Source organism: Lysobacter sp. KIS68-7 (assembly GCF_021284745.1).
In the GTDB taxonomy this organism is placed as follows: Bacteria; Pseudomonadota; Gammaproteobacteria; order Xanthomonadales; family Xanthomonadaceae; genus Noviluteimonas.
Genome location: NZ_CP089925.1, coordinates 2,295,074 through 2,316,244, shown reverse-complemented (window position 1 = coordinate 2,316,244; position 21,171 = coordinate 2,295,074). Strand labels below are relative to the sequence as shown.

Here is a 21,171-nt window from a genome sequence, read left to right as displayed (position 1 = left end):
CTCAGCGCGAAGGCCCGGCCGTCGGAGCGGAACGCCACATCAAGCGGGGTTCCAATGGACGGTGTCGTCGTGACCGTGCCCCCCGGCGTCCTGGTCACCCAGCGTCTCGCATAGAACGCATCGGCAAACACCAACGTGCCCGTCGCGTCGACCGCGATCCCGGCAAGCGAGGCAAGCGACGCGCCATTCGCATCGCGGCCGTCCGGGAATTCAAGACCGGCGCCCGCGACGCGCTGCATCTGGCTGGTGCCAACGACATAGCGGCGGACGATCGCACTTTCGGAATCGCTGAAGACGATGTTGCCCGCCGGATCGATGGCGATGCCGGGGGCGTAGCCGCCCAGCTCGGCCGCGGAGGCCGGCCCGCCGTCGCCGCTGGCGTGACACGTGCCGTTGGGGTCACCCGCGAGGCTGGTGGAGATCGAATCCTTCAGCTTGATCAGCCTGCAGCCATCTTCTTCGACGAAGTACAGCGTTCCGTCCGAAGCGAAGACCAGGTCTTCCGCGGTCATCGAGGTGAGCAAAGAAATCGCGCCAGCCGGGGTGACCTTGCGAACGCCGCCGGAGATTTCGCTGATGTAAAGGTTGCCAGCCGAATCGAAGGCGAGACCGCTTGGATACGTCAGCGTCGCGGAAGTCGCGGGACCGCCATTGCCATCCGTGCCTTCCGCGCCCGTACCGGCGACCGTCGTGATGATCCCGGCAGGCGTGATCTTGCGGACCCGGTTTCCTTCGAATTCGCTGACATACAGGTTACCCGCGGCGTCGAATTCCACCGCGACCGGCCTTTTGAAACCCGCCTGCAGCGCAGGACCACCGTCGCCGTTGGACGAGTAGGTGCCGTTCCCCGCAATGGTGGTGATCGTGCCGTTCGTCGCGATGCGTCGAATGCGCTTGTTCTCGGAGTCAGCGAAATACAGGTTGCCGGCCGCATCGAACACAAGCCCGCGCGGAGCCGCGATGCTCGCGTTGACGGCCAGGCCGCCATCCCCGCTGAAACCATACTTGCCGCCGGCAATCGTCGTGACCACGCCCGAAGGCGTGATTTTTCGAATGCGGTTCGCGAAGGCCTGCGACACATACAGGTTGCCGGCCTTGTCGTAGACGAGGCTTCCTGCATCCTGCATGTGCGCGTTCGTGGCTTGGCCACCGTCGCCCAACGCACCGCCGGCGACCAGATCGAACTTCAACGTCGTCGCGCCCGCGGAACCCACACCGGCGAGCGCCATGAAAAAGGCGGCGCGCACTGCGCGCCGCCGGAACGAATTCGCCACTTCATCTTCCCCTGATGAAGCCCTGCGCGAGGTCAGGGCTGGAATTCGTAGGGTACGACACTCCAGGCTTGGTTGGTCACGCCGGTCACGGCCTGCACCTTCGTCGCATCGGCGCCGAGCCAGATGGTGTCGGCACCGGTGACCGTGTTGCGCCAGAGCAGATCCGACTTGCCATCGCCGTCGTAATCGCCGACCGCCACGAGGGACCACTGCGCGGCCGCGGTGGCCACGGTGCGCGGCGAGGTGCTGAGCGCATCGTTCCAGATCACGTTCTGGCCCGTGCTCGGCTTGCGCCAGAAGATGTCCGCGCGGCCGTCGCCGTTGAAGTCGCCCACGGCCTGCACCTTCCACGCCACGTCGGTGACGCCCGTGACGGCCTGCGTCGAGGCGAAGTTGCCCGAACGCCAGATCGCGTTCGCGCCCGTCACGACGTTGCGCCACAGCAGGTCGGACACGCCGTCGCCGTTGAAATCGCCGACGCCGACGATCTTCCAGTTCTTGTCGGTGGTGCTCGTCAGCGTCGTCGTCGTGGCCGAATTGCCCGAACGCCAGATGACGTTCTGGCCCGTGACGCCGTGGCGCCAGACCAGGTCGGCCTTGCCGTCGTTGTCGAAGTCGCCCACGCCCACCATCGCCCAGTTCACGTCCGGCACGCGCGACACGGGGGTCTGCGTGGCGTAGTTCGCCGAACGCCAGATGACGTTGCTGCCGTCCTGCACGTTGCGCCAGAAGATGTCGTCCTTCCCGTCGCCGTCGAAATCGCCCTGCCCCAGGATCTTCCACGCGAGGTTGGTCGCGCCGGTCAGCGTTTGCGCCTGCGCGCTGTTCGCCGCCTTCCAGAGCGCGTTGGCGCCGGTCTGCCCGTTGCGCCAGAGGATGTCGGACCGGCCATCGCCGTCGTAGTCGCTCGAGCGCGTTCCCACCGGCAGCGTGTAGACCAAGCCTTCCTGCGTGCCGACGTAGAGCAGCCCGCTGCGGAACGCCAGCGACATGGCGTAGTGCGTCCAGCCCGGCAACGCCTCGATGCGCCCGTCCGTGCGGACGCGACGCAGGGTGCCGTTGCCGGCGAGATACACCGCGCCGCTCGCATCGACCGCGATGCCGCGCACCTGGCCGATGGCGGCGGCGGTCGCCGCGCCACCGTTGCCGGTGATGGCATCGGCGCCGTTGCCCGCGATGGTCGTGATCACGCCGGTCGGCGTGATCTTGCGCACGCGCAGGTTGCCGTTGTCGGCCACGTAGACGTTGCCCGCCGCGTCGGTGGCCAACGCCGTCGGGCTGTTGAGTTTCGCGCTCGTCGCCGGACCATTGTCGCCGCTGTAACCGATGGTGCTGCCCGCGAACGTGGTGATCGTGCCGCCGGTGTCGACCTTGCGGATGCGGCTGGCGCGCGTGTCGGTGATGTAGATGTTGCCGGCCGCGTCGCGCGCCAGGCCTTGGGGATCGATGATGGCGTTGCCGGCCGGGCCGCCGTCGCCGTTGTCGCCGGAACGCGTGGTACCGGCGAAGATGCCGAGGTTGCCATCGGGGGTGATGGAGAACACGCGTGCGCGGCCGCGGTCGGCCACCAGCACGGCGCCGTTGTTGCCGAACGCCACGCCGTAGATCTGGTACAGCACCATGTCGGTGGCCGGGCACGGCAGGGCGACGGTGCAGTTGCCGCGGTCCTTGAACAGCCCGCTGCCGCCGAGCGTGTAGACGCGGCCGGCGCTGATGCGGCGCACGCGACGGTGCGCGAGTTCGGACACCACCAGGTCGCCGTTGGTGGCCACTGCCAGGCCCATGTTGGCCGACAGCGGCGCGCTGTTGGCGAGCGTGCCATTGGGGATGTCGCCGCCGAAGCCCGCCACGATCGTATGGATGTTGCCGGGCTTCGAGATCTTGCGCACGCGGGCGTAGTCCGCGTCGACGAAGATGACGTTGCCGGCCGAGTCGATGGCGATGCCTTCGACCGCACCGATGTTGGTGACCGTGCCCACGGTGCCGTTGGCGCCGTCGCCGCAGGCCGTGCCCGAGCCGCCGATGCGGGTCAGGGTCGGCCCGGTCAGCTTCATCAGGGTGCACGCGCCGATGTCGGCGAAGTACAGGTTGCCCGCGCCGTCGACGGACGTGTGCGTGGACATGTTGGCCGCGGTGAAGATCGTGTTGATCACGCCGTTGGTTGCGACCTTGCGCAACGCCATGTTGCCGAGATCGGTGATGTACAGGTTGCCGGCGCTGTCGATGTCGACGTCCGTGGGCCTGGACAGCGTGGCGGCGGTGGCCTGGCCCATGTCGCCGGTGAAGCCATCCGCGCCGGTGCCGGCGACGGTGGTGATGATGCCGCCCGGCGTCACCTTGCGGATGCGGTTGGCGACCTGGTCGGCGATGTACAGGTTCCCGGCGGCGTCGAGCACCAGGCCCGAGGGGGCCGTCAGGCCCGCGTTGACCGCCAGGCCGTTGTCGCCCGAGGTGGCGCCGCTGCCGTTGCCCGCCACCGTGGTGACGACGCCGTTCGGCGCGATGCGGCGCACGCGGCGGTTGCCGCGGTCGCTGAAATAGACGTTGCCGATCGTGTCGACGGCAAGGCCGTCGGGACGATCCATGGCGGCGTTGATGGCCAGGCCGTTGTCGCCTGCAAAGCCGGTGATGCCGCCCATGAGCGTGGTGACCACGCCATTGGTCGCGATCTTGCGAATTCGGTTCGCGTTGAATTGCGAGACGTAGATGTTGCCGGCGGCGTCGATCACGACGTCCGTGGCGCCCTGCATGTTGGCCGAGGTCGCCGCCCCGCCGTCACCGAAGGCACCGCCTGCGATCTGGGTGAATTGCGACTGGGCCGAGGCCACGCCGGCAAACGAGATCCCTACCACCATGGCGCACGCAATGCGCCGCAATTCCCTGCCGATCACACGACCTCCGAGTCAATAGGAAAAACGCCCGTTTCGAGCGCCGGTGGACTCTAGCAACGCAGATGGGAAAAAGCGCGGGCTTGCAGGGAGGGTGTCCGAATCCTCATTCAGTCGAGCGTTACACTCGTGGAATGGACAGCCGCTACTACCACAACCCCCGCTGCACCAAGTCCCGGGGGGCGCTCGCCCTGCTGGCCGAACACGGCGTGGAACCGGAGGTCGTCGCCTACCTCGACACGCCCCCCAACGTGAAGGAACTCCGCGCGCTGGTGCGCATGCTCGGGCTGCCGGTCCGCGCGCTGCTGCGCACGGGCGAGGACGAATACAAGACGCTCGGCCTGGCCGACCCCGCGCGCAGCGACGAGGAACTGCTCGCCGCGATGCACGCGCATCCGATCCTGATCGAGCGTCCGGTCTTCGTGCATGGGGGTCGGGCCGTCATCGGCCGGCCGATCGAGAACGTCCTCCAACTGCTCTGACCCCTTCCAAGGGCGACGCCATGCTCCTCACTCTCGCCGTCGCCGTCGGATTCATCTTCCTTGCCTTCCTCGCCACCGCCCTGCCCGGCATGTGGATGCGCGCGCGGCACGGCACGCAGCAACCGATGGACACACGTGAGCTCGCACGCGACGTCGCCTCGCGCATCGGCGTGCTGCACGGCCTGATCCTGGGCCTGGTGTTCGGCCAGGTGATGGGCCAGGTCAACGATCTTTACAGCGGCATGCGCGAAGAAGCCGCGGCCGCGGAGCACATTTACTACCGAGCCGGTGCCTACGGCGCGCCGCAGGTCCAGGAAGCCGCGCGCGCTTACCTGGAAGCCGTGGTCACGCACGATTGGCCGCGGCAGGAACGCGAAGCGCAATTGAGCGACGAAGGCTGGCTCGCATTCCGGCGCTTGTCGGCTGCCACCCTCGCCCTGCAGCCGACCGACCGCGCGCATTCGAAGCTCGCCGATGCGATGCAGGACCAGGCCTTCCGCATCGAACACCTGCGCCAGTTGCGCGGTTACGAAGCCGGCATGCACATCCCCTACGGCTTCTGGTTCGCCGCGATCGCCGGCCTGGTGCTGATCGGCGCGGTGTTCTTCGTGCACGAGCCGTCGCGCAAGCACATGTGGATCGCCGGTGCGTATTCGGTCTACGCCGGCATCGTGTTGTTCATGATCTACGACCTCGCCCAACCCTTCCACGGCCTGATCGTGTTGCCGCCCGACACCTTCCAGCAGGCCCTCGGCGCCATCCGCTCCGGCATATGAACGCACTCGACAATCCCATCCATGCTTCGCTCGAGAGCCTGCACGCCGGATTCGCCCGGCGCGCGGGGAATGGCGTGCGCTACCCCGCCGACGTCGCGCCGTTCTTCGGCATGGCGCGTGCGGGCGACGATATCGACGACGCGGTCGCCACGTTGCTCGCGCCCGGCGAAACGGTGCTGCTGCTCGGCATCGCGCCGCTGTCGGTGCGCAAGGCCACGCTCGCTGCCTTCCCCGAGCTCGCGCAGATGGTGTGCGATGCGCCGCTGGAAGCGGTCGACGGCCCCGTGATCCAGGCGCTGGGCGATGCGCAGCGGCAGGACGTCCTCGACCTGGTGGCGCTCGTGTATCCGCACTACTTCCGCCCGCGCACGATGGAGATGGGCCGCTACTTCGGCATCTACCAGCAAGGCCGGCTCGCGGCGATGATCGGCGAGCGCATGGGCACGCCGAACGCGCGCGAGATCAGCGCGGTCTGCACGCACCCGGATTTCCTGGGGCGCGGGTACGCGCGGCGCCTGATGGCGTTCCTGACAAACGATTTGCTCGCCAGCGGCTTGCAGCCCTTCCTGCATGTCAGCCATGAGAACCTGCGCGCAAAATCGATGTACGAGCGGCAGGGGTTCCGGGTGCGGCGCAACATCGGGTTCTGGTCGCTGACTGCGTCCAGGTAAGCCTTCCCGCGGCGTGAAGTCCGCTTCACGCGATTCCCGCTGGCGTGTGCCTAGACTCCGCCCCTATTGCAGTTCCATCTGGGGAAAGCCCGGGAATGAACGCGGAAGTCCGCGAAGCGCTCGCGCAGGAAGCGAACGAGCCGACTGACCATGCGTCGTTGCTGGAACGGCAACGCGACATCCTGGAAGCCATCGTCCGCGGCGATCCGCTGTGCGAGACGCTTGCTGCCTTGTGCCGTGTGGTCGAAGCCGAAGCCATCGGCCGCGTGCGCGCGTCCATCTTCCTGGTCGACCCCGACAAGCGCTGCCTGCGCACGGGCGCCGCACCGAGCCTGCCCGAGGACTACAACGCCGCGGTCGACGGCATCGGCATCGCACCGGGCGTGGGCACCTGCGCGGATGCCGCTGCGACCGGCCGCGTGGTGGTGACCCGCGACTTCGCGACGGCACCGAGCTGGGAAGGCCTCCGCCACCTGCCGATGGCGATCGGCCTGCATGCGGCCTGGTCGATGCCGATCCTGGGCGCCGACGGCAGCGTGCTCGGCACCTTCGGCACCTATTTCCCCGAAACGCGCGAACCCACGGCGGGCGAACGCGACCTCGTCGCCGTCGCGTCGCGCACGGCGGCGCTTGCGATCGAACACGACCGCGCGATCAAGACCCTGCAGGCCAACGCCCGCACCCAACGCGAACTGCTCGCGCGCGAACGCGAGAACGCCCGCCTGCTCGCCCGCGTGGCCGAAGCGGCGCGCACCATCCACGGCTGCGCCACGGTCGATCGCGTATTGCGCGCCACTGCGGAAGCCTCGTGCCACATCCTCGAAGCGCAGGTGGCAATCGCCTCGCTCACGCCCGACGAAGACGGCGCGCCGCCGCTGGCGTCGACCTCGTATTCGCAAGGCACGTTGACGGTGGCCGACGCGCACAGCTGGCTCGTCGCCCGCATGGTGGGCCACGACGGCACCGAGATCGGCCAGATCCAGGTCGGTGATCGCGTCGACGGTGAATTCGGCGACGCCGACCAGGCCATCCTGCGGCAGTTCGCGCAGATCGCCGCGGTCGCGCTGGAAAACGCGCAGCTTTACGAACGGCTGCGCGAACAGGACCGGCGCAAGGATGAATTCCTCGCGATGCTCGCGCACGAACTGCGCAACCCGCTGGCGCCCATCCGCACCAGCCTGCACATCCTGCGCATGACCGACGACCCGGCCGTGGTGTCGCGCAGCCGCGACGTCATGGAACGCCAGCTCGCGCACCTCATCCGCCTGGTCGACGACCTGCTGGATGTCTCGCGCATCACGCGTGGCAAGGTGACCTTGAACCGCGAGCGGCTGGACCTGCGCGACGTGGTGGTCTCCGCGTTGGAATTGGCGCGGCCGCTGATCGACGCGAATGCGCACCGCCTGGCCGTCACCCTGCCCGACGGCCCCTTGCCGATCGACGGCGACCGCACGCGCCTGGCGCAGGTGCTCGCCAACCTGCTCAATAACGCCGCGAAATACACGCAGCCCGGCGGCGACATCGCGCTGCTGGTGGACCGCGATGCCCACGCCTGGCGCCTCCGCGTGCGCGACGACGGCATCGGCATTCCGCGCGACATGCTCGCGCGCGTGTTCGACATGTTCACGCAAATCGACCAGAGCATCGACCGCGCGCAGGGCGGGCTCGGGATCGGGCTGACGCTGGTGCGCCGGCTCGTGCAATTGCACGGCGGCGAGGTCAGCGTGGAGAGCGAAGGCACCTGCAAAGGCAGCACGTTCACCGTGCGCCTGCCGGCCGTCAGTACATGACGAGTTCGATGCCGATCGCGCGCCGCTGCGCGTAATCCTCGCGGATGCTGCGGCAGTAGGGCCCATCCATCTTGAAGCGGCGGCACACGGCCGGGCGGCTGTCGTAGATCGAGCAGCACATGCGTGCGCCGTCGAGGGCGATGCACCAGCCTTCTTCGTCGCGGGCCATGACCGTGAGGCCTTCGCGTTCTTCGGTCAGGTGCGAGGGGATCTTGTCTTCCGGCATCACCACGACGGTGAGGCGGCAGCAGACCGCGTCGCAGCGGCTGCAGTGGGCCGGCGTTTCGGCGTGCTGGGTGGAAGCCGCGCAGGGATCGGTGTTGGGCAGCGCGATGGCCATCCTTGGGCGAGCACCTTTCGAGGGGAGCTGCACGGAGGCTCGGGGCACGGCGCGGGGGAACGCTGCCGAGTGCCGGGGCAGTCTACGCCCCGGCGGTGGGTGCGACGTTAACGGCGGCCGAGCTCAGGTCGGCGCGAAGCCGCGGGTCGTCTTCTTTTCGTTCTTCTCGGCGCGCTTTTCCTTCAGCGTCTTCGCCGGCTTCTTTTTCTGCTCTTTCTTCTTGTCCAGGCCCTTTGCCATGGGGATCCCCTCGTGGTGGTCGGTTGGGTGGGCGCGAGCATGGCACAACGGCGGGGGAGTGAGCATCCATTTCAGGCGGGCATCCACTTCGGAAGGACGGCCCGTCCTGCGAGGGCTCATGTCCTCGGCCGGTGCGCTGTAGCTGCATCCCTGCGGACAGAGCACCGTGCGCAAGGCCATCCATGGCCTTGCTCCGAGGACATAAGCCCTCGCATGCCGGTCCTCGTCGTTGATTCATTGGCATCCCTTCGGTTGACCGAGGTCAAGGCGCGCTGCTCGGTGGCGGACGATGCTGCCTTCCGGAGATGCCCATGATTTCGTTCCCTATGACAACGGAAATCCACGCCGACTTCGAAGACGAATGCGAAGCCGGCACGACGTGGGAAACGCGCGTCATCGACGCCGCCAGCGATTACGAGACGCCGGATGCGGAGTGCATGGCGGGTGTCGGCGTCGGCGGTTGATGGCGCGCAAGCCGATTCCTGTTGCCCTCGCGGACAGCGCTTCGATCGAGATCGATGGCGCCGTCGTCGCTCGTGCGCTCGGGCTTGAGGTGGCGGCGTTTCGGCAACTGATGGCCGATCGCAAGGTCACGGTGCTGTGCGAACGCGGCACCGGGGAGGATGCGGGGCTGTATCGGGCGAGCTTTTATTACGGGGATCGAAAGGCGCGCTTGGTCGTGGGCCAGGATGGGCGCGTGGTTTCTGCTTGATGATCAGTGTCCGCCCGGGTGGCGGATCATCACGTGCGACCAGTACGTCCCGCTCGCCATCACGTATGGCGTGCTTTGCTGCTCGCTCTCCGGCACGTCGGCTTCATCCGGGAAACCCACTTCGGCGGCGGTGCGATACGGGAAGTGGAGCGATTGCCAGCATTCGATCCGCGCGTCGGTCGTGTTGCGGGCAGCGTCATAACCCGCAGCGGGGCCTAGGCAGCGGTATCCCGCGGTGGGCTCCTTTGAAAGCCTGAGCTTTCCCGCCTGGATTTCCGCGCCGACCTTCTCCCCGCCGCCGATCTGGAAGCCGCGGTAGACAACGGGAATGAAGGTGTCCCGATAGCAGCGCACGTCGAACTCGTCGTCGTTCGGGTTGTCGGCGATGCAGACCATGCCGTTGGTGCCGGCGCGAAGCACTTCGGGCTGCTTGGTGTCATTCAGGCGAACGACCGTGGCACCGGCGCGCAACTGCACCGGCAACGGAAGCACTGCGCCCGCGACTTGGGCGTCCTGGGCAAAGGCCAGCGCCGGCGAAAGCAGTGCGACCAAGACGATGATCTTCCCCATGACCCGACCCCCGTAGACCGACGCGGTCAGGTTATACATCCCGGCAACCCACTCCATCAAAGGGAGTATCTTCGCCCACTCGTGGACCCCGGGAGCGCTCCATGACCGACGAACTTGCCGCCGCCAACGTCAATCGCTCGTACCAGCTCGCGGCCTCCAGCATCGCGATCTTCACGTTCTTGGTGTTCTTCCTGTATCCCAGGTACGCAAGCGGCGAAGTCAACGCCTACCTGTACCAGGCGGCCTTGATCGCGATGGGCGTGGCGACGTTCTCCTTCGCCTTCTCGTCCTTCTATTACTACGGCGCCTCGCTGGGCGGCCGCATCGACGATACCGAACGCGCCAAGTACTCGCGCCGCGGCGATCGCTTCTGGCTGCTCGGATGCGTGCTGCTATTCCTGACGCCGAGCCTGATCCTCTTCACGATCAAGCTGCTTGTCGTCGCGGTTGCCTGGTTCGCGCTCTGGTTGGTGTACCTGGGCTTCGTGATGCGCCACTTTCCGCGCGTGCAGGCTGCGCGCGATCCGGGCCGGCGAGAGGCGCCATGACGACCAGGCGCATTCTTTCGTTCGCCGTTGCAGGCGCAGTCGCCTGTATCGCCACCGCGTGCACCGGTCTGGCGATCGACCTCAGCCGGGACGTGGACTACGACACCGCCACGGCCACCGTGGCCGCGTTGTTGTCGGCGGTCGCGGCGAACGACCAAGCCAAGGTCGACGATTTGACGATCCATGACGACACGCCGCCGCCTTCTCCCGAAGCCTTTGCGAATTTGGCCAACTACTACGGCGGCCTTGCAACGTCGTCGACCGTCGCCGGTCCTTTCCTGGATGATCCGGGGAGCGGGACCTCGATGAACGACATGGCCGCCCTCCGACGCTATTTCGCTGCGGTCGGCGCGCTGAAGCAATACGAGTGGGACGCGGACGCCCATGCGCTGTCCCTCACGTTCGCATGCGTTGCCTCCGACGGACCGCGCTGCGTCAATCGCCTCTACTTCGTGTTCCGGGACGAGCTGGGTGAACACCCGCGCGTCAACATGATGATCGGTGTACGCAACAACCCCGCCTGGGCGAAGCTGTGGGCGGACTTGCCGAACTCGCATGACCTGAAGCCTGCAGTCCCCGCCCCGGCGATCGGGAAGGCGCTTGCGCTGTTTGCTGACGGGTAAGGCACACGCAACGCCTAACGCACCTGCCCCACCACGCCCACCCGCTCCAGCGCCTTCAGGTATTCGATCACCAATGCCAACGGCACCGGTCCGAACTCGGCCGACACCTCGTTCGTGATCTGCTGCGCATCGCGCTTGCCGTCGGCGAAATTCAGCACTTCATAGGCATAGTCGCCGCCGCCACCGTGCAGGCCCTCGAAATCGAGCAGCTTCGGCCGCGTCAGGTGCAACTGCTTTGCGTGGTCATCGAACCAGTCGTAGCCGAACACGCCGAGTGGCCCCCGCGGTTCCGGGTTGCGTCGGAAGATCCGCTTGCCGTCGCCACTCGAAGCAGGCCCCGGTGCGCGCATCGGCGCGGGCGTTGCCGCCGTCGTACCGATGCGCGGATCGTTCGCGAGTGCAACGCCCGTCGCCGCGCCGATGAAGGCCACGCGACCCAGCTTGGTCGGGTCGATGTTCGCCGCGGTATCCAGCGTGGTGTGGATGTAGCGATCGGGCCAGTCGTTGAGATAGACCGCCGGAATCGCGAAGCTGGAATCCTGGTAGACCTCGTGGTCGCTCCCCAACGAAAAGGGCGAATCCTCCGCGCGCAAAGGCGCCTTGCCGCCCGAAGGCGCGAGCATCGGGAACTGCGCCTTGCCGGTCGCGGCGAAGTCGTAGCTTTGCGCGTTGACCCATTGCGCGAAGTCCCACGCAACGTCGTGGATGAAGGACGGCAGGCTCGCCGGCCCGCGCGTGACATGGAACACCGCTTGTGTCTGCGGCCCGCCGCCGACCATATCCATGTGCACCACGGCCTTGATGCGACGGGCGAAATCCGGACGCGCGTTGAGCAAGGTCACGGTGCCCTCCACCTCGGGTCCCCAGATGAAGCGGATCGTGCGCGCCGGTCGTGCAAGCGCACCCTCGGCGATTAACTTCTGCAGCGTGCGGCCGACTTCCAGGATGGTCGAGCAGCCACTGGCGTTGTCGTTGGCGCCGGGCTTGGGATGGTCCAGGTGGCAAGTGAAGGCGATTTCCTCGTCTTTCAGGCGCGGATCGGCGCCTGGAATCGTGGCCGTCACCACTTCGTAGGGACCGTTGTGTTGTCCGGCTTTCACCGAAGCATGCAGCCGGATGGTTTCGCCGGCGGCAAGACGCGCCTTCAAGGCATTCGCTTGTTTCATCGAGAGCATGAAGGCGAAGGTCGGATGCGCCGAGAAGGTGTCGAGATGGCCCCAGCGAATCTGTTCGAGGTTGTCGCCTGACCAGCCGTTCGGCTGGTTCTGCTGATAGCTAAGGATGCCCGCCGCGCCGAACCTGCCGATCGCCAGATCCTGCACTTCCCCGGGCGAGGCCGACACCAGCACGAGCTTGCCCTTCACGTCCTTGCCCGCGTAATCGGCCTCGCTGCTACCGGCGCCGACGTCGATGAGCGGCGCGGTCACGTCCGCCGATTCGCTGTCCTCGGCGAGCACCATGGTCACCGCGGCGTAGCTGGCGATCGTCGCCTCACTGCCGTCGCGGACTTCGGTCAGTTCCCCCTTGTCCGCATCCCAGGCCGGGCGCGAGCGTTGCGTGCCGTAGAACTTCGTACCGTCGGCGGGGAACTGGAGGATCTCGACATCCGCCAGCCCGAACGACCGCGCGCGACTGGCCACCCATTCCGCCGACGTGTGGAAGCCGCGCGAGCCACGCTCACGATGCTGCTGCACGATGCCTTCGAGGGTCTGCATGGCGATCTCGCCATTGACCTCGCGTGCGAGCGCAGCGACGTCCTTGTCCGGAAGCGGAAGCGCGCTCGCTGGTGAAGCAGACGAAGCGAACGGAACGAGGAAGGCGAAGCCGAGGCAGGACAGGACGGACAGGCGCATGGCGTCTCCGAAGCACGGCACGCCGGAGGGCGTGCGCCGGTCGATTATGCGTAAACTCCTGCGCCACGGTAACGTGCCGTAGCGAATGGCGAAGGGGAAGCCCCCACCATGCTCCGCAAAGCCACTCCCGAACGCCTGATGCTCTTTTCCGACGGCGTCTTCGCCGTCCTGATCACGGTGCTCGTGCTGGAGCTGCGACCACCCGCCGAACCCACCTACTCCGCCTTGCTCGCACTGTGGCCGTCATGGGTGAGCTATGGCATGAGCTATCTGTTCATCGCCATCGTGTGGATGAACCACCATTACCTGATGCGCTACGCGCAGGAGGCCACGCCGCGCCTGCTGTGGACCAACTTCGCGCACTTGTTCGGGATGTCGTTGGTGCCGCTGTCGACGGCGTGGATGGCGGTGAGCAAGCTGGCGCCGGCGGCGGTGTCGTTCTATGCCGCGGTGTTCATGCTGGTCAACGCGACCTACCTCGGGCTGATCGTCGAGTTGATCCGCCCGGGCGTCGCGCAAACGCACGTCCAGCGCAGGATGCGCTGGCGGGCCACGTTTACGTTGGGGTTGTTCGTGTTGGCGACGGGTGTGGCGTTGTGGTCGCCGATCGCGGCGATCGGGCTGTGCGGCGTTTGCCTGGTCGTTTATCTCAAGCCGGATCCGCCTGGCGTTTGAGGCGTCAAACCGTCTTCCCCACCCGCAACGCCTTCACCTTGTCCGGTGGCGTGAACGACTGCGCGCTCGCATCCGCCCAGAACGTCTTGAACACCGCGTGCTCCGGCACCTTGTGCAGCAACTCGCCCGGCGCCAGGAACCGATAGATCGCCGCGAGCGAGCGCACTTCCGTCGGCGAAATGCGGCGCAGGATGTGTTCGGGCCCCAGCTCGCGCGGATGCTCCAGCCCCGCCGCGCACAACAGGTCGCGCAACGCGTGCAAGGTGTTGTCGTGGAACTGATGCACGCGCGTGGCCTTGTCGGGCACGTCCAGGCTCTTCCAACGCGCCGGGTCCTGCGTGGCGATTCCGGTCGGGCAGCGATCCGTGTGGCACGACAAGGATTGGATGCACCCGAGTGCAAACATGTAGCCGCGCGCCGCGTTGCACCAGTCCGCGCCCATCGCCATCGTCCTGGCGATATCGAACGCGCTCACGATCTTGCCGGCCGCACCGATCGCGATGTGCTCGCGCAGGTTCAAGCCCACCAGCGTGTTGTGCACCAGCATCAGCGCTTCGTGCATGGGCACGCCCACGTGGTCGATGAACTCCGCGGGAGCCGCGCCCGTGCCGCCTTCCGCGCCGTCCACCACGATGAAGTCCGGCCACAGTTGCGTTTCATGCATCGCCTTGGCGATGCCGAACCATTCCCACGGATGCCCGATGGCGAGCTTGAACCCGGTGGGCTTGCCGCCGCTCAACTCGCGCAAACGCGCCACGAACTGCAGCAACTCGATCGGCGTGGTGAAAGCCGTGTGCGCCGCGGGCGAAACGCAATCCACGCCCGCCTGCACGCCGCGCACCTGCGCGATTTCCTCGGTGACCTTCGCGCCGGGCAGCACGCCGCCGTGGCCGGGCTTGGCGCCCTGCGAGAGCTTCACCTCGATCATGCGCACCTGTTCGCGCGCGGCCTGCGCTGTGAACTTGTCTGCGTCGAACTTGCCATCGGCCGTGCGGCAACCGAAGTAGCCCGAACCGATTTCCCACACGATGTCGCCGCCGTTCTCCAGGTGGTACGGCGACAGCGAGCCCTCGCCCGTGTCGTGGTAGAAGTGCCCGCGCCGTGCGCCTTCGTTCAATGCGCGGATCGCCGCCGCCGACAACGCGCCCCAGCTCATCGCCGAAATGTTGAACACGCTCGCCGAATAGGGCTTCGAGCACTTGAGGCCCACGTCCACGCGGAAATCGTCCGATTCGATGTGCGCCGGCCGCAGCGAATGGTTGATCCACTCGTAATCGGTGCCGTACACGTCGTAGAGCGTGCCGAAGGGTCGCGTGTCGCGCACCGACTTGGAGCGCTGGTACACGAGCGCGCGCTCCTGGCGCGAGAACGGCGTTTCCGCGATGTCGCTCTCCACGAAGTACTGGCGCATCTCCGGGCCGATGGCCTCCAGGCCATACCGGAAGTGCGCGAGGATCGGGTAATTGCGGCGCAGCGTGCTCTTGTGCTGCAGCAGGTCGATGGTGCCCACCACCACCAACAGGCCGGCGATCGCCAGGCCCCACTCCCACTGCAAGTTGTACAGCGTGAGCGCGCCGAACAGCACGGTCAGCACGATGCTTGCGATGTACAACCCGTAACGACCCAGCATGCCGAAACTCCTTGGAGTCAGAGGCGTGCGTCGACGGCCTCTCGGGGGAAGACGCTCTTGATGTCGTAGTAGACCGTGTTGGCGTGGCCCAGCCGGCGCAGGCCGTCGATGCCCATCGCCTTGAACTCATCATGCGCCACCGCGATCACGACGGCGTCATAAACCCCGGCGGCCGGCGTGTCCACCAGGCGGATGCCGTATTCCTGCAGGGCTTCGTGGCGGTCGGCCCACGGGTCGTGGATGTCCACGGTGGCCCGGTATTGCTCCAGCTCCTGCGCCAGCTCCACCACCCGGGTGTTGCGCAGGTCCGGGCAGTTTTCCTTGAAGGTGATGCCCAGCAGCAGGATGCGCGCGCCGGCCACCGTGGCCCCGCGCTGCACCATCAGCTTCACCAGTTCGGCGGCGATGTGCTGCCCCATCGCGTCGTTGATGCGGCGGCAGGCCAGCAGGATGTCCGGGTAGTAGCCGTGCGCCTGCGCCTTCTGGATCAGGTAGTACGGGTCCACGCCGATGCAGTGGCCGCCCACCAGGCCGGGCGAGAACGGCAGGAAGTTCCACTTGGTCTTCGCCGCTTCCAGCACCTCGTTGGTGTCGATGCCGAGGCGATGGAAGATGAGCGCGAACTCGTTGATGAGCGCGATGTTGACGTCGCGCTGCGTGTTCTCGATGACCTTGGAGGCCTCGGCCACCATGATGCTGGAGGCCTTGTGCGTGCCGGCGCGGATGATCGCGCGGTACAGGGCGTCGACGAAGTCCGCCGTCTCCGGCGTGGAGCCCGAGGTGACCTTGGGAATGTCCGGCAGCCGGCGCTTCACGTCGCCCGGGTTGATGCGTTCGGGGCTGTAGCCCACGAAGAAGTCGTGGTTGAAGCGCAGGCCCGAGGTGCGCTCGAGCTCGGGCACGCAGATCTCTTCGGTGGCGCCGGGGTAAACGGTGGATTCGTACACCACGATGTCGCCGCGCTTGAGCACGCTGCCGATGGTGCGGCTGGCGGAGATCAACGGGCTGAAGTCCGGGCGCTTGTGCTCGTCGATGGGCGTGGGGACGGTGACGATGAAGACGTCGCGGTCGCGCAGCTGCTCGACATCGGCGGTGAGGCGGAGGAGTTCGGCGGCGGCCAGTTCCTCGCGGGTCACTTCACGGTTGTGGTCGCCCTGCCCGTTGGTCAGTGCGTCGATGCGGGGTTGGGAGATGTCGAAGCCGAGGGTGTCGTGCTGGCGGCCGAAGGCGACGGCCAATGGCAGGCCGACGTAACCCAGGCCGATGACGGCGATGCGTGCCGACGTTGTGTCCCGCATGAAGAAGCCCCCGGGGAAGTCCCGGGGGCGAGTTTGGCATGGGGCTGGTGGTTCGCTCCACTCAGGGGGTGTGGTCGAACTGGAGGGTGAACTCCGTGATGTCGGCCGAGAGCGACGGGTTGCCGAAGTCGGGGGCGGTGACGCGGAGTTTCCAGGTGCCGTTTGGCGTCTGCGAGGACGCGTTGACATCCCAAGTCTCGGAGTCGCCTCCCGCTGCGAGGGTTCTCGAGCCGCCTACGGAACTGCCACTCGGACCAATCAATTGGACGGTGATGGGCTGATCGTTCACGGTGCCCTGCGTGCCTCGCGATGCCCCGACGCGCAAGTTGGAGGGTGCCCTGCTGCCACTTCGACCTGAGATCGTCATTGGAATGTCGATCGTCCGGGAACTCTGGACGCTCAATCCGTTTACGCGGTATGGGGACTCCACCGCGGTCTTCAGGTACACCGGCTTCCCATATCCTCCGAGGTTCGACCTTGGCGTGATTTTGACGCCGAAGTAAGTCCCTTGATCGGCGGGCTGTTGGAGTGTGTAGGTTGGGCCGTTTCCGCCTGGAGATATGCTTGTACCGTTTGATCTAGTCCAGCTGTACAGGTGGGTTCCCGGCCCCGGATCGGATGTCCCGTGGTTCTGGTAGCTGAAATTCGCAGTCAGCGTCTGGCCATGGTCCGGCGTTCCCAATATCGAAGGATCGGAAGCGAATGGAATATCCTCCGGCCCCCTCGCGATCTCACCGTGCGCAACCCCAGATGAGGCGCCAACACTCGGCGTACCGGTCAACGCGTGAGGCGTCACGATGACCCAGATATATCGGCCTACATCCTCGGGGCGGATTGTGTACCTGTCGGTGGTGGCACCAGGCACTGTCACATAATTTAGCGATTCAGGGGTGGTGGTGACCCACCGAAACTTGGTGCCGTCGGCTCCTGTCTTCTCCGCATCGCCGTCCGCATCGTGATAGGTATATGAAGCGACCAGTTCCTGGCCAACCTCAAAGGTTCCCACAGGCTGGGCGGAGGCCCAGGGGGCATTGCCTGGAATGCGCGCGGTGACTGCGCGCGCAGGTAAGCCTGTTGTCGGCGCCTTCGTTGAGACTGGAGTGACTTCGAACACGAGGTACGCTTGCTGTTCCGCGCCCGTCAGCGTGAACCGATCCGATGTCGCCCCGGGGATCGGCGTGCGTTCGGTGCCTGCCGCGTCCGTCGCTGTGTACCACTGGTACTGATGCGTGCCTGCCGCATCTCCTTCGGCATCGTTGTAGTTCACGTGACCGGTTAGCACCTGGTGCGTCTTCATCGTGCCGGTGATCGTCGGTGCAGCCGTCGGCGCCGTATTGGTCGCGACGGCCACATCCCGCGTCGCAAAACCAATCGCCGGATCCGTAATCGCTGCATCCGTCGTCGCATCGACATGAAGCGTCAACGTCTGCCCCGCATCGTCCGGCGTCGTGGTGTATTGATGGCCAGTGCCGACTTCCGTGTCGCCTCGCTTCCAGAGATACGTCGTCCCCGTGATCGCGTCGTCGTCGTGATCCACGACGCTCGCATTCGCCTTCAACGTGTGGCCCACCGCAGGTGCTTGCCCCGCGACGCTCTCGTTCACCACGCTGTCGATCGTGACGACCGGTGCGCGGCCACGAATGTCGCTCGATGGCGCCTCGACGCGCACTTGCGCATGCGACGCGCCCAACGCCAGCGCGGTCGCGGCGGCCAGGGCGGAGACAGTGAGCGTTCGCATCTTGTGCAGGCGAATGGGTGCGGGGCGATTCATCAGGGGTCTCTTCTCTCAGGAAAAACATCGCAGCGCCCACATGGGCACTGCGACGTGTTGCGTTACAACGCAGGCTGGTTCGCGACGACCTTGACCTTGCGCCTCTGGTCAGCTGCTGGTCGTGCGCTCCACTCAGGGCGTGTGGTCGAACTGGAGGGTGAACTGGGTGATGTCGGTGGACAGCGACGGGTTGCCGAAGTCGGGGGCGGTGACGCGGAGGTTCCAGGTGCCGTTTTTTGTCTGCGAGGACGCGTTGACGTCCCACGTCTCGGTGTCGCCGCCTACGTTGAGGCTTCTCGAGCCGAGGGAGGCGCCATTCGGACCAATCAGTTCGACCGAGATGGGCTGGTCGTTGACGCCCTGCGTGCCTCGCGATGCGCCGACGCGCAAGTTGGAGGGCGCGTTGCCGCTTCGGCCGGAGATCGCCAATGGAATGTCGATCGTCTCGGAACTGCGGACAGTCCACCCGGTGCTTACGCGATAAGGGGACTCCACCGTGGTCTTGCCAGTCACTATCGGCCCTATTCCCCCAAGGTTTGACTTTGGCTTGATGTCCACGACGAAGTAACGACCCTGGTCGGACGGTTTGAGCGTGTAGGTCTGGCCAGTTGCGCCAACAATGGCTCCGCGGGGAGAACCCGACTCGTTTGAACTGACATACCACTGGTAGGCGTGGGTTCCCGGCCCCGGATTTGACGCTCCCTGGTTCTGGTACGTGAAGTTCGCGGTCAGCGTTAGGCCTTGGTCAGGCGTCCCTGAAATCGAAGGAGCGGAGCCAAACGGCATATCCGGACCCGTCACCACGCCATTGTAATTAATGGCGCCAGAGTTACCTTCCCTGGGACTACCGGTCAACGAGCGAACGCTCAACACGCGGAAGATGATGAATCGCTTCACCCCTGCATCCTCGGGGCGGATCGTGAACTTGCGGGTCGCACCCGGCACTACTCGCAACTCGCCAGTGTCCGGGTCGCCGACAAGCCACTCCATAATGGTGGCATCCGTGTCCTCCGCATCATCCTCCGCATCGCGGTAGTCATAGGTACCGACAAGTTCCTGGCCCACTGCAAAGGTGCCGACAAAGTCCAGACTAGTGATACGAGGCTCAGTACCTGGCACCAGCGCGGTGACTGCGCGCTTGGGTACGCCTGTCGTCGGCGCCTTCGTCGAGACCGGGGTCACCTCGAACACGAGGTACTTGCCCTGTTCCTCGCCAGTCAGCGTGAACGTGTCCGACGTCGCTCCGGGGATCGGCGTGCGGTCGGTGCCTTCCGCGTCCGTCGCTGTGTACCACTTGTATTGATGCGCGCCTGGAACGTCGTTCTCGGCATCGTGGTAGTTCGCGTGACCAGTTAGCAACTGGTGCGTCTTCAACGTGCCGGTGATCTCCGGCGCCGCCGTAGGTGCAGTCATCGTCACGGCCGTCAACGTCACCGCAGAGGTCGCCACGCCAGCGTTCGGCGTACCCGTGCTGGTGCGTGGCACCACTTCGAACACCAGATACTTGTCCGAGTCCTCGGCGGTGATCGTGTAGGTCAGGTTCGTTGCGCCCGCAATGGCGATGCGATTCGCGGTGCCGGCCGCGTTGTCGGCGCGATACCACTGGTATGTGCTGCCGCCAATCGTGTCGTTGTCGGCGTCGGTGATATTGGGCACACCCGTGAGTTGTTCTTCGAGCGTGACCGTGCCGGTGATCGTCGGTGCAGCCGTCGGCGCAGTGTTGGCCGCGACCGCCACATCCTGCGTCGCCGAACCGATCGCCGGATCCGTAATTGCTGCATCCGTCGTCGCATCGACCTGGAGCGTCAACGTCTGCCCTGCGTCGGCCGGCGTCGTCGTGTATTCCTGGCCAGTGCCTACTTCCGTGTCGCCTCGCTTCCAGTGGTACGTCGTCCCCGTGATCGTGTCATCGTCGGGATCCACGACGCTCGCACTCGCCTTCAACGTGTGACCCACCGCGGGTTCTTGCCCGGGGACGCTCTCGTTCACCACGTTGTCGATCGTAACGATCGGCGCACGACCACGAATGTCACTCGGCGGCGCCTCGACGCGCACCTGCGCATGCGCTGCGCCCAACGCCACCACGGTCGCAGCGGCCAGGACGGAAACAGAGAACTTGCGCATCCTGTGCAAGCGAATGGGTGCGGGGCGACTCATGGGAAATCTCTTCTCTCAGGAAAAATCGCAGCGCCCACAGGGGCGCTGCGACGTGTTGCATTACAACGCCGGCTGGTTCGCGACGACCTTGACCTCGCGCCGCTGGTCACCCTTGACCGGCGTGTACGTCGTGCCGGTCTGGCCGGCGATGTCGGCATAGACGCCGGTGCCGTTGCCCGTTTCGAGCTGCCATTGGTAGGTGATGTTGCCGGTACACGTGCCGATACACGTCGGCGTTGCGGTCAGCGTGCCGGCAACGAGCGGATCGCCGCTCAACGCGACGGACAGGAGCAGGTTGTCCGCGGCCGGCGTGATTTCGCCGCCATCGCCATCATCGCCACCGCCGCCGCCACCGCTGCCATCCGAGCCGACATTGGCGGCGATCGTCAGCGTGCCGAAGTACGGATCGGTGATGGCTGCATCGGTGTGCGGCACCAGGGTGTACGTGATCACCTTGCCCGCATCGCTGGCCTGCAGCGTGTAGGTCTTGCTGCCGATCGTGCCGACGGCGACGCCGTCCGAAGTCCACTGGATGGTCGCGTCGGTCGCGACAGCGTCCGCGTCGTCGCCGTCGGGATCGTTGAGCGTGTAGGCGGCGGTCAGCACGTCGCCGGCGACCCAGGTGCTACCAGCGCCACTCGGCGTGCCGGTGATGGTCGCCGTCGCGACGACCGGTGCGCGGCCCTTGACGGTGTCGGTTTCCAGCGAGGTGACGGCCACCTGCGCATTGGCGAGGCTGGACATCGCGAGGCCGACGCACGCGGCCAACAGCGCGAGGCGGAACCTCGCTCGGGATTTGCGGGTGTGTTGCATGAATCACTCCATCGTGTGGACTTGAAAAAACCGAGGCCGCGTAACCGCACCCCGGCGTTG

General features: G+C 66.1%; 19 protein-coding genes. 9 read left to right on the top strand and 10 right to left on the bottom strand.

Going from position 1 to position 21,171, the window contains the following annotated elements; translation table 11 throughout:
* Positions 1–1,306: 1,306 nt before the first annotated feature.
* The gene (locus tag LVB87_RS11255) at positions 1,307–4,129 is read right to left on the bottom strand and encodes an FG-GAP-like repeat-containing protein (RefSeq protein ID WP_232898049.1); all 2,823 of its coding nucleotides are present in this window, start codon (positions 4,127–4,129) and stop codon (positions 1,307–1,309) included.
* 167 nt (positions 4,130–4,296) lie between these two features.
* On the opposite strand from LVB87_RS11255, the gene arsC reads away from it, so the two are divergent.
* The 4 genes from arsC (at position 4,297) to LVB87_RS11235 (ending at position 7,881) form a co-directional block, all read left to right on the top strand.
* Positions 4,297–4,644 (top strand): arsenate reductase (glutaredoxin), encoded by a 348-nt coding sequence (gene arsC / locus LVB87_RS11250; RefSeq protein WP_232898048.1) that lies wholly within the window; start codon positions 4,297–4,299, stop codon positions 4,642–4,644.
* Positions 4,645–4,664: 20 nt separating this feature from the next.
* The gene (locus tag LVB87_RS11245; protein ID WP_232898047.1) at positions 4,665–5,420 is read left to right on the top strand and encodes a DUF4239 domain-containing protein; all 756 of its coding nucleotides are present in this window, start codon (positions 4,665–4,667) and stop codon (positions 5,418–5,420) included.
* Positions 5,417–6,091, top strand: coding sequence for a GNAT family N-acetyltransferase (locus LVB87_RS11240; RefSeq protein WP_232898046.1), 675 nt, complete (start codon positions 5,417–5,419; stop codon positions 6,089–6,091). Before LVB87_RS11245 ends, LVB87_RS11240 begins: the two co-directional genes overlap by 4 nt.
* 95 nt (positions 6,092–6,186) lie before the next feature.
* Complete coding sequence (locus LVB87_RS11235; protein ID WP_232898045.1) at positions 6,187–7,881, top strand: ATP-binding protein; 1,695 nt, start codon at positions 6,187–6,189, stop codon at positions 7,879–7,881.
* Here LVB87_RS11235 and LVB87_RS11230 read toward each other — a convergent pair.
* Together LVB87_RS11230 and LVB87_RS11225 are read right to left on the bottom strand one after the other, a co-directional pair.
* Positions 7,871–8,221, bottom strand: a complete 351-nt coding sequence (locus LVB87_RS11230) for a YkgJ family cysteine cluster protein (protein ID WP_232898044.1) — start codon at positions 8,219–8,221, stop codon at positions 7,871–7,873. The genes LVB87_RS11235 and LVB87_RS11230 overlap by 11 nt on opposite strands.
* 123 nt (positions 8,222–8,344) lie before the next feature.
* Entirely contained in the window at positions 8,345–8,527 is a 183-nt protein-coding gene (locus LVB87_RS11225) for a hypothetical protein (protein WP_232900547.1), read from the bottom strand.
* Between the two features lie 245 nt (positions 8,528–8,772).
* On the opposite strand from LVB87_RS11225, the gene LVB87_RS11220 reads away from it, so the two are divergent.
* Both LVB87_RS11220 and LVB87_RS11215 read left to right on the top strand, forming a co-directional pair.
* Positions 8,773–8,925, top strand: a complete 153-nt coding sequence (locus tag LVB87_RS11220) for a hypothetical protein (RefSeq protein ID WP_232898043.1) — start codon at positions 8,773–8,775, stop codon at positions 8,923–8,925.
* A complete protein-coding gene (locus LVB87_RS11215) occupies positions 8,925–9,173 on the top strand; it encodes a DUF6522 family protein (RefSeq protein ID WP_232898042.1) in 249 nt (82 codons plus the stop codon). Before LVB87_RS11220 ends, LVB87_RS11215 begins: the two co-directional genes overlap by 1 nt.
* A gap of 3 nt (positions 9,174–9,176) precedes the next feature.
* Here the strand turns inward: LVB87_RS11215 and LVB87_RS11210 are convergent, their stop codons facing one another.
* Positions 9,177–9,743, bottom strand: a complete 567-nt coding sequence (locus LVB87_RS11210) for a hypothetical protein (protein ID WP_232898041.1) — start codon at positions 9,741–9,743, stop codon at positions 9,177–9,179.
* A gap of 101 nt (positions 9,744–9,844) precedes the next feature.
* Between LVB87_RS11210 and LVB87_RS11205 the strand changes: the two genes are divergently transcribed.
* Positions 9,845–10,291 (top strand): hypothetical protein, encoded by a 447-nt coding sequence (locus tag LVB87_RS11205; protein WP_232898040.1) that lies wholly within the window; start codon positions 9,845–9,847, stop codon positions 10,289–10,291.
* Positions 10,288–10,914 (top strand): hypothetical protein, encoded by a 627-nt coding sequence (locus LVB87_RS11200; protein ID WP_232898039.1) that lies wholly within the window; start codon positions 10,288–10,290, stop codon positions 10,912–10,914. Before LVB87_RS11205 ends, LVB87_RS11200 begins: the two co-directional genes overlap by 4 nt.
* Before the next feature lie 14 nt (positions 10,915–10,928).
* On the opposite strand, the gene LVB87_RS11195 is transcribed toward LVB87_RS11200, so the two are convergent.
* Positions 10,929–12,767 (bottom strand): M28 family metallopeptidase, encoded by a 1,839-nt coding sequence (locus LVB87_RS11195; protein WP_232898038.1) that lies wholly within the window; start codon positions 12,765–12,767, stop codon positions 10,929–10,931.
* Between the two features lie 108 nt (positions 12,768–12,875).
* Here LVB87_RS11195 and LVB87_RS11190 point away from each other — a divergent pair, with 108 nt between their 5' ends.
* Entirely contained in the window at positions 12,876–13,442 is a 567-nt protein-coding gene (locus tag LVB87_RS11190) for a TMEM175 family protein (RefSeq protein WP_232898037.1), read from the top strand.
* Positions 13,443–13,446: 4 nt separating this feature from the next.
* On the opposite strand, the gene LVB87_RS11185 is transcribed toward LVB87_RS11190, so the two are convergent.
* The 5 genes from LVB87_RS11185 to LVB87_RS11165 all read right to left on the bottom strand — a co-directional run bounded on the left by LVB87_RS11185 (position 13,447) and on the right by LVB87_RS11165 (position 21,111).
* Positions 13,447–15,069: an FMN-binding glutamate synthase family protein gene (locus LVB87_RS11185; RefSeq protein ID WP_232900546.1), complete on the bottom strand. Its 1,623-nt coding sequence runs from the start codon at positions 15,067–15,069 to the stop codon at positions 13,447–13,449.
* Positions 15,070–15,089: 20 nt separating this feature from the next.
* Positions 15,090–16,370: a nucleotide sugar dehydrogenase gene (locus LVB87_RS11180; RefSeq protein WP_232898036.1), complete on the bottom strand. Its 1,281-nt coding sequence runs from the start codon at positions 16,368–16,370 to the stop codon at positions 15,090–15,092.
* A gap of 61 nt (positions 16,371–16,431) precedes the next feature.
* Complete coding sequence (locus LVB87_RS11175) at positions 16,432–18,141, bottom strand: hypothetical protein (RefSeq protein WP_232898035.1); 1,710 nt, start codon at positions 18,139–18,141, stop codon at positions 16,432–16,434.
* Positions 18,142–18,273: 132 nt separating this feature from the next.
* Positions 18,274–20,265 (bottom strand): hypothetical protein, encoded by a 1,992-nt coding sequence (locus tag LVB87_RS11170; RefSeq protein ID WP_232898034.1) that lies wholly within the window; start codon positions 20,263–20,265, stop codon positions 18,274–18,276.
* 93 nt (positions 20,266–20,358) lie between these two features.
* Positions 20,359–21,111 (bottom strand): ZirU family protein, encoded by a 753-nt coding sequence (locus LVB87_RS11165; protein ID WP_232898033.1) that lies wholly within the window; start codon positions 21,109–21,111, stop codon positions 20,359–20,361.
* Between the last annotated feature and the right edge of the window lie 60 nt (positions 21,112–21,171).

Bases quoted from the DNA above. Each gene is read 5' to 3' on its own strand.
- LVB87_RS11170 (WP_232898034.1), bottom strand. From the start codon at position 20,265: ATGCGCAAGTTCTCTGTTTCCGTCCTGGCCGCTGCGACCGTGGTGGCG.
- LVB87_RS11255 (WP_232898049.1), bottom strand. From the start codon at position 4,129: ATGGTGGTAGGGATCTCGTTTGCCGGCGTGGCCTCGGCCCAGTCGCAA.
- LVB87_RS11205 (WP_232898040.1), top strand. From the start codon at position 9,845: ATGACCGACGAACTTGCCGCCGCCAACGTCAATCGCTCGTACCAGCTC.
- LVB87_RS11200 (WP_232898039.1), top strand. From the start codon at position 10,288: ATGACGACCAGGCGCATTCTTTCGTTCGCCGTTGCAGGCGCAGTCGCC.
- LVB87_RS11215 (WP_232898042.1), top strand. From the start codon at position 8,925: ATGGCGCGCAAGCCGATTCCTGTTGCCCTCGCGGACAGCGCTTCGATC.
- LVB87_RS11240 (WP_232898046.1), top strand. From the start codon at position 5,417: ATGAACGCACTCGACAATCCCATCCATGCTTCGCTCGAGAGCCTGCAC.
- LVB87_RS11180 (WP_232898036.1), bottom strand. From the start codon at position 16,370: ATGCGGGACACAACGTCGGCACGCATCGCCGTCATCGGCCTGGGTTAC.
- LVB87_RS11190 (WP_232898037.1), top strand. From the start codon at position 12,876: ATGCTCCGCAAAGCCACTCCCGAACGCCTGATGCTCTTTTCCGACGGC.
- LVB87_RS11165 (WP_232898033.1), bottom strand. From the start codon at position 21,111: ATGCAACACACCCGCAAATCCCGAGCGAGGTTCCGCCTCGCGCTGTTG.
- arsC (WP_232898048.1), top strand. From the start codon at position 4,297: ATGGACAGCCGCTACTACCACAACCCCCGCTGCACCAAGTCCCGGGGG.
- LVB87_RS11220 (WP_232898043.1), top strand. From the start codon at position 8,773: ATGATTTCGTTCCCTATGACAACGGAAATCCACGCCGACTTCGAAGAC.
- LVB87_RS11230 (WP_232898044.1), bottom strand. From the start codon at position 8,221: ATGGCCATCGCGCTGCCCAACACCGATCCCTGCGCGGCTTCCACCCAG.
- LVB87_RS11195 (WP_232898038.1), bottom strand. From the start codon at position 12,767: ATGCGCCTGTCCGTCCTGTCCTGCCTCGGCTTCGCCTTCCTCGTTCCG.
- LVB87_RS11225 (WP_232900547.1), bottom strand. From the start codon at position 8,527: ATGCTCACTCCCCCGCCGTTGTGCCATGCTCGCGCCCACCCAACCGAC.
- LVB87_RS11175 (WP_232898035.1), bottom strand. From the start codon at position 18,141: ATGAATCGCCCCGCACCCATTCGCCTGCACAAGATGCGAACGCTCACT.
- LVB87_RS11235 (WP_232898045.1), top strand. From the start codon at position 6,187: ATGAACGCGGAAGTCCGCGAAGCGCTCGCGCAGGAAGCGAACGAGCCG.
- LVB87_RS11210 (WP_232898041.1), bottom strand. From the start codon at position 9,743: ATGGGGAAGATCATCGTCTTGGTCGCACTGCTTTCGCCGGCGCTGGCC.
- LVB87_RS11245 (WP_232898047.1), top strand. From the start codon at position 4,665: ATGCTCCTCACTCTCGCCGTCGCCGTCGGATTCATCTTCCTTGCCTTC.